The 15,138-nt window shown below is 71.1% G+C and carries 14 protein-coding genes and 1 riboswitch; of the genes, 7 read left to right on the top strand and 7 right to left on the bottom strand.

What is annotated here, in order from left to right:
* Positions 1-618: MFS transporter (locus tag ACPUER_RS33930; RefSeq protein WP_425133222.1), on the top strand; the 618-nt coding region annotated here is incomplete at its 5' end.
* Positions 619-903: 285 nt separating this feature from the next.
* Here ACPUER_RS33930 and cobM read toward each other — a convergent pair.
* From cobM to cbiE, 4 genes are read right to left on the bottom strand one after another with little or no spacing between them, the layout of a single operon-like run.
* On the bottom strand, positions 904-1,632 hold the full coding sequence (cobM, locus tag ACPUER_RS33925; RefSeq protein ID WP_425133221.1) for a precorrin-4 C(11)-methyltransferase: 729 nt from the start codon (positions 1,630-1,632) through the stop codon (positions 904-906).
* A gap of 43 nt (positions 1,633-1,675) precedes the next feature.
* On the bottom strand, positions 1,676-2,407 hold the full coding sequence (locus tag ACPUER_RS33920; protein ID WP_175961428.1) for a cobalt-precorrin-6A reductase: 732 nt from the start codon (positions 2,405-2,407) through the stop codon (positions 1,676-1,678).
* Entirely contained in the window at positions 2,404-3,492 is a 1,089-nt protein-coding gene (locus ACPUER_RS33915) for a cobalt-precorrin-5B (C(1))-methyltransferase (RefSeq protein ID WP_425133220.1), read from the bottom strand. The genes ACPUER_RS33920 and ACPUER_RS33915 overlap by 4 nt, the downstream gene beginning before the upstream one ends.
* A complete protein-coding gene (gene cbiE / locus ACPUER_RS33910) occupies positions 3,492-4,727 on the bottom strand; it encodes a precorrin-6y C5,15-methyltransferase (decarboxylating) subunit CbiE (RefSeq protein WP_425133224.1) in 1,236 nt (411 codons plus the stop codon). Before cbiE ends, ACPUER_RS33915 begins: the two co-directional genes overlap by 1 nt.
* A 202-nt stretch (positions 4,728-4,929) precedes the next feature.
* A riboswitch (cobalamin riboswitch) is annotated at positions 4,930-5,121 on the top strand.
* Positions 5,122-5,229: 108 nt separating this feature from the next.
* Between cbiE and cobG the strand changes: the two genes are divergently transcribed.
* The 6 genes from cobG (at position 5,230) to ACPUER_RS33880 (ending at position 11,467) form a co-directional block, all read left to right on the top strand.
* Positions 5,230-6,609 carry a precorrin-3B synthase gene (gene cobG / locus ACPUER_RS33905; protein WP_425133223.1) on the top strand — a complete coding sequence of 460 codons (1,380 nt, stop codon included), beginning with the start codon at positions 5,230-5,232 and terminating at the stop codon, positions 6,607-6,609.
* Entirely contained in the window at positions 6,602-7,228 is a 627-nt protein-coding gene (locus ACPUER_RS33900; protein ID WP_096470918.1) for a precorrin-8X methylmutase, read from the top strand. Before cobG ends, ACPUER_RS33900 begins: the two co-directional genes overlap by 8 nt.
* The gene (locus ACPUER_RS33895; RefSeq protein ID WP_425133219.1) at positions 7,225-7,959 is read left to right on the top strand and encodes a precorrin-2 C(20)-methyltransferase; all 735 of its coding nucleotides are present in this window, start codon (positions 7,225-7,227) and stop codon (positions 7,957-7,959) included. Before ACPUER_RS33900 ends, ACPUER_RS33895 begins: the two co-directional genes overlap by 4 nt.
* Positions 7,956-9,665, top strand: coding sequence for a precorrin-3B C(17)-methyltransferase (gene cobJ, locus ACPUER_RS33890; RefSeq protein WP_175961430.1), 1,710 nt, complete (start codon positions 7,956-7,958; stop codon positions 9,663-9,665). The genes ACPUER_RS33895 and cobJ overlap by 4 nt, the downstream gene beginning before the upstream one ends.
* A gap of 93 nt (positions 9,666-9,758) precedes the next feature.
* Complete coding sequence (locus tag ACPUER_RS33885) at positions 9,759-9,977, top strand: hypothetical protein (RefSeq protein ID WP_425133218.1); 219 nt, start codon at positions 9,759-9,761, stop codon at positions 9,975-9,977.
* A 134-nt stretch (positions 9,978-10,111) separates the two neighbouring features.
* Positions 10,112-11,467 carry a chitinase gene (locus tag ACPUER_RS33880; protein WP_425133217.1) on the top strand — a complete coding sequence of 452 codons (1,356 nt, stop codon included), beginning with the start codon at positions 10,112-10,114 and terminating at the stop codon, positions 11,465-11,467.
* Between the two features lie 177 nt (positions 11,468-11,644).
* On the opposite strand, the gene ACPUER_RS33875 is transcribed toward ACPUER_RS33880, so the two are convergent.
* The 3 genes from ACPUER_RS33875 to ACPUER_RS33865 form a co-directional block, all read right to left on the bottom strand.
* Positions 11,645-12,388 (bottom strand): IclR family transcriptional regulator, encoded by a 744-nt coding sequence (locus tag ACPUER_RS33875; protein ID WP_310142552.1) that lies wholly within the window; start codon positions 12,386-12,388, stop codon positions 11,645-11,647.
* A gap of 53 nt (positions 12,389-12,441) precedes the next feature.
* On the bottom strand, positions 12,442-13,608 hold the full coding sequence (locus ACPUER_RS33870) for an acyl-CoA dehydrogenase family protein (RefSeq protein ID WP_425133216.1): 1,167 nt from the start codon (positions 13,606-13,608) through the stop codon (positions 12,442-12,444).
* Between the two features lie 112 nt (positions 13,609-13,720).
* Positions 13,721-15,022 (bottom strand): CitMHS family transporter, encoded by a 1,302-nt coding sequence (locus ACPUER_RS33865; RefSeq protein ID WP_425133215.1) that lies wholly within the window; start codon positions 15,020-15,022, stop codon positions 13,721-13,723.
* Positions 15,023-15,138 lie beyond the last annotated feature (116 nt).

Here is a 15,138-nt window from a genome sequence, read left to right as displayed (position 1 = left end):
GCGCTCGCCGCCGGGCCGGCTTCGGCATCGACCGCGCAGCCGTCGCGTTCGCCGCGCGCATGGCGGCTCGCGCTGTTCTTCGGGATCGCGACGGGCGCGTACACGCTGGTGCTCGCGTGGCTGCCGCCGTACTACATGCGGCTCGGCTGGTCGCCGACGGCGGCCGGCAGCCTGCTCGGCGGCGTGACGCTCGCGGAAGTCGTCGCGGGGCTGACGATCTCGGCGACGATCGACCGCCTGCCCGATCGCCGGCCCGTGCTGCATGCGGCGATCGCGTCGCTGTTCGTCGGGTTGCTGGCGATGCTGGCCGCGCCCGAAGCGCTCGCCTTGCCGGCCGCGCTGCTGCTCGGCGCGGGGATCGGCGCGCTGTTCCCGCTGTCGCTGATCGTCACGGTCGACCATGCGGCGACGCCGGCGGACGCCGCAGCGCTGACGGGGTTCGTGCAGGGTGTCGGCTACCTGATCGCCGGGTTGTTCCCGTTCGCGGCCGGCGTCGTGCGCCAGCATCTCGCGGACCTGGCGCCCGCGTGGGTGGCGATGGCGTGCCTGTGCGTCGTGCTGTTCGCGCTGGCGGCGGGTTTTGCGCCGCGGCTCGCGCGGCGTGTTGCGAGTGCTTAGGCGGTCGGCCGTACGTCAGCCGCTCGTTTCCCGCTCCGACGGCAACCGTCGATAGGCACGCATCGCCGCAACTCGCACGCGTCTTCGTCGCATAGCCGGCACACTCGGATCGCGGGCTGCACGTCGTCGGCCAGCGCGCCGATCAGTTGTTCGCAGATCGGCATGAGGCATGGGTTGCGAACGCGGTTCGACCGTCATCGTGCGCGTGATGTCCGCGATCGCCGATCCGCGTGCGACGCGCACCTGCGCGAACGTCGCGCCGCACTCCGGCCGGCACAAGCGTGATCAGCCCGCGCTCGCGTACAACGTCGAATCCGCGAACCCTTCGGCGTCGAGCACGCGCCCGATCAGGATCAGCGCGGTGCGCTCGATCTGCGTGCCCTGCACCTTGCCGACGATGTCGGCGAGCATGCCGGTCACGCGTTCCTCGTCGGGCCAGCTCGCGCGATAGATCACCGCGACCGGGCAATCGGCGCCGTAATGCGGCAGCACTTCGTCGACGATGCGCGCGAGATGGCGCACGCCGAGATGGATCGCGAGCGTCGCGCGGTGCGCGGCGAGTGCGCCGAGCGCTTCGCCTTCCGGCATCGTCGTCTTGCCCGCGAAGCGCGTGAGGATCACCGTCTGCGCAACGCCGGGCAGCGTCAGCTCGACGCCGAGCGTCGCCGCGCACGCGGCCGTGGCCGTCACGCCCGGCACGATTTCGTACGGAATCCCGAGCGCCTTCAGCCGGCGGATCTGCTCGCCGATCGCACCGTACAGCGACGGATCGCCCGAATGCACGCGCGCGACGTCCTGCCCTTTCGCATGCGCGGCGGCGAGCAGCGCGACGATCGCGTCGAGGTCGAGTTCGGCCGTATTGACGACCTGCTCCGCGCGATGGCCGTCGAGCACGGCCGCCGGCACCAGCGAGCCCGCATACAGGATCACCGGGCAGGTGCGCACGAGGCGTTGGCCCTTCACCGTGATCAGCTCCGGGTCGCCGGGGCCCGCGCCGATGAAATACACCGTCATCGAAAAATCTCCGTCAATTCGTTGGACGATCGGCCGCGCGGCGTCACGCGCGCGCGGCCGGATCGAGTGCGTCGACCAGCGCGGCGGCCGAGTCGAACGTGCGGTCGGCGTCGGGCAACGGCGGCCGCCGCAGCATCACGACCGGCAGCCTGCGTTCGCGCGCGACGTCGAGCTTGGCCTCGGTGGCCGCACCGCCGCTGTTCTTGCTGACGACGACGTCGATCCCCATCAGCGCGAACAGCGCGCGCTCGCCGTCGAGCGTGAACGGCCCGCGCGCGGCAACGATCTGCGCGTGCGCGTTGCCGGGATGCGCGTCGAGGCAGCGCACGAGCCAGAACTGGTGCGGCGGAATCGCGTCGAGATGCGCGAGCGGCTCGCGGCCGAGCGTGAACAGCGGCCGCTTGAACGGCGCGAGCGCGGCCTCGATGCCGGCCCAGTCGTCGACCATCCGCCAGTCGTCGCCGGGTTGCGGCACCCATGGCGCGCGGCGCAGCGCCCACAGCGGCACGCCCGCGTCGCGCGTCGCGGCAGCGGCATTCGCGCTGATTTGCGCGGCATACGGATGTGTCGCGTCGATCACGAGGCCGATGCCGGCGCTGCGCAGATACGCGGCCAATCCGGCGGCGCCGCCGAAACCGCCGACGCGCACGTCGCAGCGCAGGTCGTCGGGCACCTTGCCGAGGCCGGCCAGGCTATACACGTGATGCGGGCCGAGCGCGCGCGCGATTTTCAGCGCATCGCCGGTGCCGCCGAGCAGCAGGATGCGCGCGCTCATCGCGCCTGCCCGACGAAGCGGCCTTGCCGGTCGATCGCGAACATCTCGACGGCCACCGAAGGCGGCACGATATCGCGCGCGACGCGCAGCGCCTGCGCGCAGACGAGATCGCCGAGCGGCACGCCCGCGGCCAGCGCGAGCTTCAGCGCCTCCTGGCTCGTGTTCGCGGCGCGCATCGCGGCCTGCAGCGCATCGCTCGCACCGGCCTCGGCCGCCCACTGCGCGAGCAGCGGCAGGTCGATGCTCGAATGGCGGCTGTGCAGGTCGAGGTGGCCGGCCGCGAGCTTGCTGAGCTTGCCGAAGCCGCCGCACATCGACAGCCGCGCGACCGGCGCGCGCCGCAGATGCTTGAGCACCGCGCCCGCGAAATCGCCCATCTCGACCAGCGCCATGTCGGGCAGGTGGTAGTGCGCGCGCATCGCGTCCTCGCTCGTATTGCCCGTGCACGCGGCGATATGCTGGATGCCGTTCGCGCGCGCGACGTCGATGCCCTGGTGGATCGACGCGATATAGGCCGAGCACGAGAACGGCCGCACGATGCCGGTCGTGCCGAGGATCGACAGCCCGCCGACGATGCCGAGGCGCGGGTTCATCGTCTTCAGCGCGAGCGCTTCGCCGCCTTCGACGCCGATCGTCACGTCGAAGCCGCCCGTGTAGCCGTGCTCGACCGCCAGCGCGTCGAGGTGCGTCGTCATCATCTGGCGCGGCACCGGGTTGATCGCCGGTTCGCCGACCGGCAGCGTCAGCCCCGCACGCGTGACCGTGCCGACGCCCGGCCCCGCGTGAAAACGCACGCCGGGCGCCGCCGCGAGCGCGACGCGCGCGAAGATCAGCGCGCCGTGCGTGACGTCCGGATCGTCGCCGGCATCCTTGATCGTGCCGGCTTCGGCGCCGTCGGCCGTGATCCGGCAGAACTCGAGCCGCATCATCACGCGCTGCCCCTTCGGCAGCACGATCTCGACCGCATCGTCCGCGTGGCCCGCGAGCAGCAGGCGCGCGGCCGCGAGCGACGTCGCGGTCGCGCAGCTGCCGGTCGTATAGCCGAAGCGCAGCGGTGCGTGCTGTTCGGGGGTTTCGTCGCGCATCACGCGTCCATCGGGTTCGTTGGTCCGGCCGCGTCGGGCTTGCGCACGTCGTACAGCGTGACCGGCAACGGCTGCCGCCAGGTATCGAAGCGGCCGAGCGGCTCCGCATGCGCGAGCGACACCCGCGTGAGCGTGCCGCCGTGCACATCGCGCCATGCGGCGAGCGCCATCTCGCCCTGCAGCGTGACCGCGTTCGCGACCAGCCGGCCGCCGGGTTTCAGCGACGACCAGCACGCGTCGAGCACGCCGGGCGCCGTCGCACCGCCGCCGATGAAGATCGCATCCGGCGCGGCGAGCCCGGCGAGCGCGTCGGGTGCGCGCCCCGCGATGAGTTGCAGGCCCGGCACGCCAAGCGCGTCGCGGTTGTGCTCGATGTAGCGCTGCCGCTCCGCATGCGCTTCGATCGCAATCGCCTGGCATGACGGATGCGCACGCATCCATTCGATGCCGATCGAGCCGCTGCCGGCGCCGACGTCCCACAGCAGCTCGCCGGGCGCGGGCGCGAGGCGCCCGAGCGTCACCGCGCGCAGGTCGCGCTTGGTGAGCTGGCCGTCGTGGCGGTACGCATCGTCGGGCAGGCCGGGCGTGAGCGCGCGGCGCGGCGCGTCGGGGCCGGCCTGGCAGTCGAGCGCGACGAGATTGAGCGCGGCCGTTTCGTCGACGTTCCAGTCCTGCGCGAGGCCGTCGACACGCCGCTCGAGCGGGCCGCCCAGATGTTCGAACACGCTGAGGCGCGTCGGCCCGAAGCCGCGTGCGGCGAGTTCGGCCGCGACGGCGGCCGGCGTGCGGCCGTCGGCGCTCAGCACGAACAGGCGCCGGCCCGGCAGCAGGTGGCGCGCGAGCGTCGCGAGCGGACGCCCGACGAGCGATACCGCGCCGATATCCTGCAGCGCCCAGCCGAGGCGCGCGGCCGCGAGCGACAGCGACGACGGCGCGGGCAGCACGCGCCATTCGTCGGGGGAAAGCTCGCGCGCGAGCGTGGCGCCGACGCCGAACAGCATCGGGTCGCCGCTCGCGAGCACGCAGACGGGCGACGGGCGACGCGCGAGCACGCCCGCGACGTCGAACGGCGACGGCCACGTTTCGCGCGCGGCCGGCAGCCGTGCGGGCAGCATGTCGAGATGCCGCTGCGCGCCGACGACGAGCGTCGCGTCGAGCAGCGCGCGCCGCGCGCTGCGTCCGAGCCCCGCGTAACCGTCGTCGCCGATGCCCACTACCGTCAGCCACGCCGTCATGCACCCTTCCCCATCGTTCGATTCCATCGTGTCGCTGCGCGGCCGAAAAAGGGCCGGCGCAGCCGTCCGCATCGCGAAAGACGGCATGGTACCGTGTTCCATCCCGCGTTTCACCTGCCGGCCCGCCGGCGTCGGGCCAACCCCCGCTTCGTCCGCCGAGAACGGCTTTCCGGTCGCGAACCGCGGTCGAAATCGGGTATCCTACGGCCGTTCGTTCGCCGGTGCCCTTCGGGGCCGAAGAGGGAACACAGGGCGCGCCGCGCGCCGCTGTGGCTGCCCCCGCAACTGTAGACAGCGAGCCGATCTCCCCCCTCACGCCACTGGTTCGACCGGGAAGGCCGGGAGCCGGCGCCGACCTGTCAGCCAGGAGACCTGCCGGCCAGAAAGTGCGTGCGTGCCAGTCGGCGTCGGGCGGGGTGTACCGATGCGTTGGCCCGCGGCGCGACACTGTCCCGATACCCCGTTGAGTTCCGCCCCCGATTCGATTCCTGCGTCGCCCGTCGTGCACCCGTCGGCCTGCCCGGGGCTCGTGCGCGTCGTCGCGGCCGCCGATGGCGGGCTGTGCCGGATCAAGCTGCCGGGCGGCCGGCTCGACGCGCGCCAGGCGCGTGCGATCGCCGCCGCCGCGCGCGCATACGGCTCCGGCGCGATCGACGCGACCAATCGTGCGAATCTCCAGCTACGCGGCATTCGCGACGGCGCGGCCGACGCGCTGACGCGCGCGTTGCTCGACGCGGGGCTCGGCCCGCGCGCCGATGTCGCCGCAAAATCGACCGCGGACGCAACCGCCGATACGGCCGCACTCGCCGCGAGCGACGACGTCCGCAATGTCATGCTCAGCCCGCTCGCCGGACACGACCCCGCCGCGCTCGTCGACAGCCGCGCGCTCGCCGTTCCGCTGCTCGACATGCTGGCAAGCGAGCCGCGCCGCGGCGAGCTGTCGCCGAAATTCGCGATCCAGCTCGACGGCGGCGAATCGGTCGCGGCGCTCGATCATCCGCACGACATCTGGCTCGCCGCATGGCGCCGCGACGACGGCGTGGTGCGCATCGCGGCCGGGCTGGCCGGCTGCCCGCCGGTCGCATTCGATGACACGCCTGCTTCGGTCGATGTGTCGCCCGACCAGAGCGTCGCGCTCGTCCGCGCGCTGCTGCTCGCGTTCCTCGATCTCGCGTCGGCCGACGTCACGCGGATGCGTGCACTGCTCGCGACGTGCGGCGAACGCGCGTTGCTCGAACGCGCGCAGCACTACCTGCCCTTCCCGCTCGCGGCCAATCCCGCGCTCGCCGGCTGGCGGCGCACGCGTTCAGATGCCGCACTGCGTTTCGGCGCGCGTTTGTCGCTCGACGCGGCGCGCTGCAGCGTCGGCGCGCAATTCGTGCTCGGGCGGCTCGACGCGACGCAGTTGGAACGGCTCGCCGCACTGGCCGAAGCCGACGGCGACGGCACGCTGTCGATGACGCCGTGGCAAGGCGTGTTCATCCACGGCGTGTCGCACGCACGCGCACCGGCCACGCTCGATGCGCTCGCGGCGCTCGGCCTCGTCTGCGCATCGTCCGACCCGCTTGCGACGCTCGTCGCGTGCACCGGCAGCGCGGGCTGCGCGAAAGCACACGCCGACACGAAACGCGACGCGCTCGCGCTCGCCGCACGCATCGGCCATCCGGTCGACGTGCACCTGACCGGCTGCGAGCGCCACTGCGCGCTGCCGCATCCCGCTGCGCACACGCTGGTCGCGGTGGCGCCCGCGCACTACGACCTTTACCGGTGCGACGCCGCCGCGGGCCTCGGCGCCCCGCTCGCGCGCCATCTGACGATTGACCAGGCCGCGGCCCGACTGACGGGCGCACGGCATAGCCAGGACACCACCACCGATGCTTGACTACATTCGCGACGGGCAGGAAATCTACCGCCAGTCGTTCGCGACGATCCGCGCCGAGGCCGACCTGTCGCAGGTTCCGCCCGATCTCGAGAAACTCGCGGTGCGCGTGATCCACGCGTGCGGGATGGTCGATGTCGTCTACGACCTGCGCTTCTCGGCCGGCGCCGGCACCGCGGGCCGTACGGCGCTCGCGGCCGGCGCGCCGATCCTGTGCGATGCGAAGATGGTTGCCGAAGGCATCACGCGCGCGCGGCTGCCGGCCGGCAATCCCGTGATCTGCACGCTCGGCGAGCCGGAGGTGCCCGACCTCGCGCGCCATCTCGGCAACACGCGCTCGGCCGCCGCGCTCGAACTGTGGCGCCCGCATCTCGCCGGCAGCGTCGTCGTGATCGGCAACGCGCCGACCGCGCTGTTCCACCTGCTCGACATGATCGACGCCGGCGCGCCGCGCCCCGCGCTGATCCTCGGATTCCCGGTCGGCTTCATCGGCGCGGCCGAATCGAAGGCGATGCTCGACGCCGACAGCCGCGGCGTGCCGTACGTCGCGCTGCTCGGCCGGCGCGGCGGCAGCGCGATGGCCGCCGCCGCAGTCAACGCGCTCGCGACGGAGGTCGAATGACGACCGCGCGCGGACGCCTGTTCGGGGTCGGCGTCGGCCCCGGCGACCCCGAACTGATGACGATCAAGGCGCTGCGCGTGCTGCAGGCCGCGCCCGTGGTCGCGTATTTCGTCGCGAAGGGCAAGAAAGGCAATGCTTACGGCATCGTCGAAGCGCACCTGCTCGACACGCAGACGCAGCTGCCGCTCGTCTATCCGGTGACGACCGAGGCATTGCCGCCGCCGCTCTGCTACGAGACGGTGATCGCCGACTTCTACGATACGGCCGCCGAAATCGTCGCGGCGAACCTCGACGCGGGCCGCGACGTCGCGGTGATCTGCGAAGGCGATCCGTTCTTCTACGGCTCGTACATGTACCTGCACGACCGCCTCGCACCGCGCTACGACACCGAGGTCATCCCGGGCGTGTGCGCGATGCTCGGCGGCACGGCCGTGCTCGGCCAGCCGCTCGTCTATCGCAACCAGAGCCTGTCGGTGCTGTCGGGCGTGCTGCCCGAGCACGAGCTGCGCGCGCGGCTCGCGCAGGCCGACGCGGCCGTCGTGATGAAGCTCGGCCGCAATTTCGACAAGGTGCGGCGCGTGCTCGACGAACTCGGGCTCGCGAAGCGCGCGTTGTATGTCGAGCGCGCGACGATGGCGAGCCAGCGCATCGTGCCGCTCGACGAAGTCGACCCGATGGCGTCGCCGTATTTCTCGCTGCTCGTCGTGCCGGGGGAAAAATGGCAAGGATGACGACTCCGCCCGCGATCGTGATTCTCGGCGCGGGTGCGCTCGACACCGCACGGCGCATCCAGGCGCGCTACCCGGGCGCCCGCGTGCACGGGCTCGCGTCGCGCGTCGATGCCGACGAGCCGTTCGACGAACTCGGCGCGCACCTGCGCGAACTCTATGCGCGAGGCTTGCCGATCGTCGCGCTGTGCGCCGCCGGCATCGTGATTCGCTGCGTCGCGCCCGCGCTGGCCGACAAGGGCGTCGAGCCGCCGGTGCTCGCGGTCGCGGAGGACGGCTCGGCCGTCGTGCCGCTGCTCGGCGGGCTGACGGGCGTCAACGCGATCGCGCGCGAAATCGCCGATTGGCTCGGCGTCGCGCCGGCGATCACGACGAGCGGCGAACTGCGCTTCGGCGCGTGCGTGCTCAATCCGCCCGAAGGCTATGCGCTCGCCGATCTCGCGCAGGGCAAGCGCTTCGTGTCCGACCTGCTCGCGGGCGCGTCGACGCGCATCGACGGCGCGGCGCCGTGGCTCGACGATGTCGCGCTGCCGCGCGACGACGCAGCCGCGCATGCGATCCGCGTGACGCCCGATGCATGGCGCGGCACGCGCGACGAACTCGTGATCCATCCGCGCAGCGTGGTGGTCGGCGTCGATGCGCAAACCGTGCACGCGGACGAAGCGCTCGCCGCGCGCATCGAAGCCGCGCTCGACGCACAAGGCCTCGCGCGGCTGGCGCTCGCGGCCATCGTCGCGCCGGCGTCGGCAATCGGCGAAACCATGCTGGAGGAAGCGGCGCAAACGCTCGGCGTGCCGCTGCGCTTCGTCGATGTCGACGGTGACGCGCAAGCCGATGCGGCCACGCTGCTCGGCCGCGCATTGCGCGTCGCGCACACGCTGCACGCAGCGTCGAACGGGCTCGCGTGCGCGGTCGCATCGCGTCCGGTCGATCCCGCCACGCTGGGCCGTGCACGCGGCCGCCTGACGGTGCTCGGCCTCGGCCCGGGCGCCGCCGCGTGGCTCACGCCGGCCGCGCGCGCCGCGCTCGCGGAGGCGACCGACATCCTCGGCTACACGACCTACGTGAACATGGCCGGCCCGTTCCGTGCGGACCAGCGCGTGCACGGCACCGACAATCGCGAGGAGATGCAGCGCGCGCGCCATGCGTTCGAGCTCGCGGCCGAAGGCCGGCGCGTCGTGGTCGTGTCGTCGGGCGACCCCGGCGTGTTCGCGATGGCCGCGGCCGTGCTCGAAGCGCTCGACGAATCTCGCGATCCGCAATGGGCCGCGGTCGACCTGCGCGTGGAACCCGGCGTATCGGCGTCGCTCGCGACCGCCGCACAGGCCGGCGCGCCGCTCGGCCACGACTTCTGCGCGATCTCGCTGTCGGACAACCTGAAGCCGTGGGACGTGATCGAGATGCGCCTGCGGCATGCGGCGCAAGCCGATCTCGTGATGGCGTTCTACAACCCGATTTCGCGTGCGCGGCCGTGGCAGCTCGACCGCGCGCTCGATGTCGTGCGCGCGCATCGTGCGGCCGATACGGTGGTCGTGCTCGGGCGCGACATCGGCCGGCCGGGCGCGACGCTCGCGACGACGACGCTCGGCGCGCTGCGCAGCGACCAGGTCGACATGCGCACGATGGTGATCGTCGGCTCGTCGACCACACGGCGTTTCGCGATCGACGGCGGACGCGAGTGGGTCTATACGCCGCGCTGGTATCGCTGAGCGCGGTCGGCGCGTGAACCGGGGCAGCGCACGTCGGCATGCCCGGGCGTCATCCATGTACCGATCGCCGGTGCGCATTCGGTCGAGCAGATCGTGTCGTGGAGCGAGCCGTTTGCGTCGGTGTGCGTCGAACGCTTCGTCGCGCTGGCCCGCTCACTGGTGCAGCCTGTATCGGCTAACGCAACGTTAGCAACGTTAGCGACGCGCATCGGGCTTCGTGCAATCAGCACGATCGATCGGGAAAATCGTCCGCCGATGCATTACGGAACGGTGTCGAATCGGCAAGATCGTTACGTATCGGAAATCAAATAACAAAAAGAACTCCTGACCATTCACTATTCGGCGCGAATCCTCCAAGATGGGCACGCCGCCGGCCGGGCATGCCCGGTCGTCCGCCCGGCGGCGATACGCGGGCCAGCGTATCCCTCTTCCACTTGGAGAACAGAATGAACAACAACGTGTTGCAGCGTTTCATCCCGCGCGCGCTTGCCGCGGGCTGTCTGCTCGCCGCCGCGAGCGCGTCCCACGGCGCCGGCGTCTATGCGCCTTTCGTCGACGTGACGCTCTATCCGACGCCGCTCGTCGACCAGATCGGCGTCCGGCAAGGCATCCAGCAGTTCACGCTCGCGTTCGTGGTCGCGGGCAGCGGCTGCGCGCCGTCGTGGGGCGGCGTGCAGCCGATCGGCAACGGCGCGAGCGGCGGCCTGCTCACCGCGCTGTCGACGTCGATCGCGAGCTACCGCGCGAAAGGCGGCGAAGTCGCCGTGTCGTTCGGCGGTGCGAACGGCACGCCGCTGATGCAGGCCTGCTCGACGGTTCCCGCGCTGAAGACCGCCTACCAGACGGTGATCGACACATACGGTCTCACGCATATCGACTTCGACATCGAAGGTGCGTCGCAGCAGGACACCGCCGCGGTCGCGCGCAACTTCCAGGCCGTCGCGCAACTGCAGTCCGACTATGCGGCGAAGGGCAAGCCGCTGCACGTCACGCTGACGCTGCCGACGATGCCGACCGGGCTCACCCAGGACGGCGTGAACGTCGTCGACGCGGCGATCGCGAACAAGACGACGTTCGATGCCGTGAACCTGATGACGATGGACTACGGCCCCGCGAACATCGACATGGGCGCGGCCGCGATCAGCGCCGCGCAGGCGCTGTATTCGCAGCTCGACACCGCGTTCAAGTCGGCCGGCCAGCCGAAGACCGGCGCGCAACTGTGGCAGATGGTGGGGGTGACGCCGATGATCGGCGTGAACGACGTGCAGGGCGAGACCTTCACGCTCGCGAACGCGCAAAGCGTGCTGAACGCGGCGGTCGACAACGGCTACGGGTTCTTCGGCAACTGGTCGGTCGGCCGCGACCAGCCGTGCCCGAACAACGGCGCGTATGCGTCGCCGACCTGCTCGGGCGTCGCGCAGCAGCCGTATGCGTTCGCGGCGATTTTCCGCAAGCTCGACGGCAAGTGGGGCGCGGGCGTCACGCAGGACCCGAACTACGGCGGCGGCTCGGACGGCGGCACGCCGCAGCCGGGCGCGCCCTGGGCGGCCGGCCAGGTCTATACGGCCGGCGCGACGGTCACCTACCAGGGCACGACCTATCAGGCGCAATGGTGGACGAAGGGCGACGTGCCCGGCCAGGCGGCCGTGTGGAAGCCGGTCGGCGGCGGCTCGCCCGTATGGTCGGCCACGACCGCCTACCAGGGCGGCACGTGCGTGATGTACCAGGGCGCGAAATACTGCGCGAAATGGTGGACCCAGGGCGACAACCCGAGTGCCGGCGGCGTGTGGGTGAAGTCGTGATGGCGCAACGCGCCGGCGCATGATGCGCGGCGAGCCGTTTCCGGCGCGGCAGGAGCGAATGCCGGAACGGCTCGTCATGCTTCGCCATGAAAAGCACCCCAAAGCTTGGATCGGTGCCCGACTTTTGCGGTGCAGCTCAGACGCTGGCCCGCTACTGGCCCTCGCGTGCCGCTAACCCTACCCGCGCGCGTTTTCGGCCAGCAGCCGCGCCTTCGCGTCGACGAGCAGCGCCGCATGCGCGTCGCGATGCTGGCGGATCCGCTCGGTCGGCCCGACGACCGACAGCCCGTACCAGTCGCCGTCGAGCGTCAGCGCGACCGCGATCGCCGACAGCTCGGGCGCGCTTTCGCCGAAGTTCTCGGCCCAGCCGAGTTCGCGAAACCGCGCGGTTTGCGCGACGAGCGCCGGCAGGTCCGCGACCGTCGCGTCGGTGAAGCGCTCGAACGGCAACTGCGCGCCGAGCGCCTGCTGCGCATCGCCGGCGAGTTCCGCGAAGATCGCCTTGCCGATCGAGTTCGCGTGCAGCGGGCGCAGTTCGCCCGGCTGGCGCGTATAGCGGATCGCCTGCTCCGATTCGACGACGTCGAGGTACGTGACCGACGAACCCTGGATCTTGCCGAGCACGGCTGTCTCGCGGCTCGCGTCGCGCAGCGCGACGAGATGCGGATGCACGATGTCGACGACGGGATCGGTCGCGTCGATCGCGGCGGCGATCGTCTGCAGGCGCCGCGTCGGGTAGTAGCCGCCGCGCTTGCGCACTTCGTACAGGTAGCCGCGGCTCACGAGCGTGCGCGCCATCGCGAGGCAGCTCGACGCCGGCACGTTGAGCAGGCGCGCGAGTTCGGTCAGCGGCAGCGGCCGCCGTTCGGCGGCGAACAGCTCGAACAGGTCGAGCGTGCGGGCAACGAGTTTGACGTCCATGACGAGCGCTTGATTCGGAACGGGAAACCGCGCGCCGGGCGGGCCGCCGCGCGTCAGTACGACTTCGGCAGCCCGAGCACCTTCTCCGCGATATAGCACAGGATCAGTTGCGGACTCACGGGCGCGAGCCTCGGAATCATACACTCGCGCAGGTAGCGCTCGACATGGTATTCCTTCGCGTAGCCCATTCCGCCGTGCGTCGCGATCGCCGTCTGGCACGCGTGGAACGCGGCTTCCGCGCCGAGGTATTTCGCCGCGTTCGCCTCCGCGCCGCACGACTGCCCCGCGTCGTAGCGCGTCGCGGCCTTCATCACCATCAGCCACGCGGCCTCGAGCTGCATCCACGCCAGCGCGAGCGGATGCTGGATCGACTGGTTCTGCCCGATCGGCCGGCCGAATACGACGCGCTCGCATGCATACTGCGTCGCGCGGCGCAGCGCGGCCTGCCCGAGCCCTATCGCCTCCGCGGCGATCAGGATCCGTTCGGGATTCAGCCCGTGCAGCAGATAACGGAAGCCGTCGCCTTCGCTGCCGATCAGGTCGTCGCGCGGCACGCGCAGGTTGTCGATGAACAGCATGTTCGAATCGACGGCCTTGCGGCCCATCTTCTCGATCTCGCGCACCTCGACGCGCGAGCGGTCGAGGTCGGTATAGAACAGGCTCAGCCCGTCGGTCGGCTTCGCGACCTGGTCGAGCGGCGTCGTGCGCGCGATGATCAGCATCTTGTTCGCGACCTGTGCGGTCGAGATCCAGATCTTGCGCCCGCTCAGCACGTAATGATCGCCGTCGCGGCGCGCCTGCGTGGTCAGGTGCGTGGTGTCGAGGCCCGCGTCGGGCTCCGTCACCGCGAAGCACGCCTTATCGCGCCCGGCGATCAGCGGCGGCAGGAAGCGCGCCTTCTGCGCGTCGTTGCCGAACACCTGCACCGGGTTCAGCCCGAAGATGTTCATGTGGACGGCCGACGCGCCGGACAGGCCCGCGCCCGACGCGCTGATCGTGCGCATCATCAGCGCGGCCTCGGTCATCCCGAGCCCGGCGCCGCCGTAAGCCGGGTCCATCGCGATGCCGAGCCAGCCGGCCTCGGCGAGCGCCGCGTGGAAATCGGCCGGAAACCCGCCCGCGCGGTCGCGTTCGAGCCAGTAGTCGTCGCCGAAGCGCGCGCAGATTTTCTCGATCGCGCTTTCGATCGCGCGCTGGTCCTCGGTCAGGTCGAATTGCATGGACTGCTCTCCCGGAAAACGTGAACGGCCACGCCGTTCTCAAGAAAACGCCGGGCCGCCCGAAGGAAGTCCCGTCGGGGGACCTGGCGCGAAGCGACAGGTCTGGGGGCGCTCATAACGGAAACACGCCCGCCGCGACCGCGGCGAAGACCATCAGCACGGTGGCGGCGAACAGGAACGGAATCGTGAATTTCTGGTGTTCGGCGAGCTCGACGCCGGTCAGCCCGACGATCAGGAACGTCGCGGGCGTGAGCGGGCTCACCGGAAAGCCCGTCGTCATCTGGCCGAGCAGCGCGGCCTGCGCCATCTGGATCGGCGGCACGCCGAGCAGCTTGCCGCTTTCCGCGAGCACCGGCAGCACGCCGAAATAAAACGAATCGGGGTCGAACAGCAGGCTGAGCGGCATCGACAGCAGCCCGAGCACGAACGGCATGTGGCGCGCATGCTCGACCGGCACGTGCGCGACGACGACTTCCGCCATCGCCTTCAGCATCCCGGTGCCGGACATGATGCCGGTGAACGCGCCGGCCGCGAGCAGCACGCTCGCCATCATCAGCGCGGCCTTCGCATGCGCGTCGATCCGCTCGCGCTGGACCTGCACGTCCGGGTAGTTGATCACGAGCGCGGCGACCGTGCCGAGCATGAACATCACCATCGGGTCGACGATGCCCGACACCAGCGTGACGAGCACGACGAGCGTCAGCGCGAGGTTGATGCGAAAGCGCCCGGGCCGGCGCAGCGCGCGTTCGGCGTCGGTCAGCTCGCGCGGCGCGACCGCGAGCGACGCCGCGCCGGCGCGATCGAGCCCGAGCCGTTTCGCCTCGCGCGCGCCGAGCACGTACGCGGTGCCGAACACGAACGCGAGCCCGACGATCTGCACCGGAATCATCGGCATGAAGATCGCCGAGCCGGGAATGTGCAGCGCCGCCGACGCGCGCAGCATCGGCCCGACCCACGGCAGGAAGTTGACGCCGGCCGCCATCGACGTGACGCACGCGAGGATGCGGCGATCCATCCCGAGCCGCGTATAGAGCGGCATCATCGCGGGCAGCGTGACGAGAAACGTGACGGCGCCCGAACCGTCGAGATGGATCAGCAGCGCGAGCAGCGCCGAGCCCATCACGATGCGCGGCGGATGGCAGCCGATCACGCGCAGCACGCCCGCGATGATCGGGTCGAGCATCCCTGCATCGGTGAGGATGCCGAAAAATAGAATCGCAAAAACGAACATCCCGGCGATCGGGCCGATGTTCTGTACGCCGTGCACGATGAACTTGCCGGTGGTCAGCCCGAAACCGGCCGCGAGCGATGCGGCCACCGGCACGACGATCAGCGCGACGAGCGGCGACAGCCGCTTCGTGATGATCAGGCCGAACAGCGCGACGATGGCGATCGCGCCGATCCATGCGAGCATGATGCGTCTCCTCTTCAGCCGGTGCGTCCGTGCGCGGGCCGGCGTGCTGTCCGAATTGGCGGCGTACGGCCCGCGCGGCCGTGCGCCGCCGTCGGGCGCGCGGCACGGCCGGCGGC

It is taken from the genome of Burkholderia sp. DN3021 (assembly GCF_049805555.1).
Classification (GTDB): Bacteria; Pseudomonadota; Gammaproteobacteria; order Burkholderiales; family Burkholderiaceae; genus Burkholderia; species Burkholderia pyrrocinia_C.
Note: the sequence above shows the minus strand (reverse complement) of the source record. Positions and strands in the feature narration are given on the sequence as shown.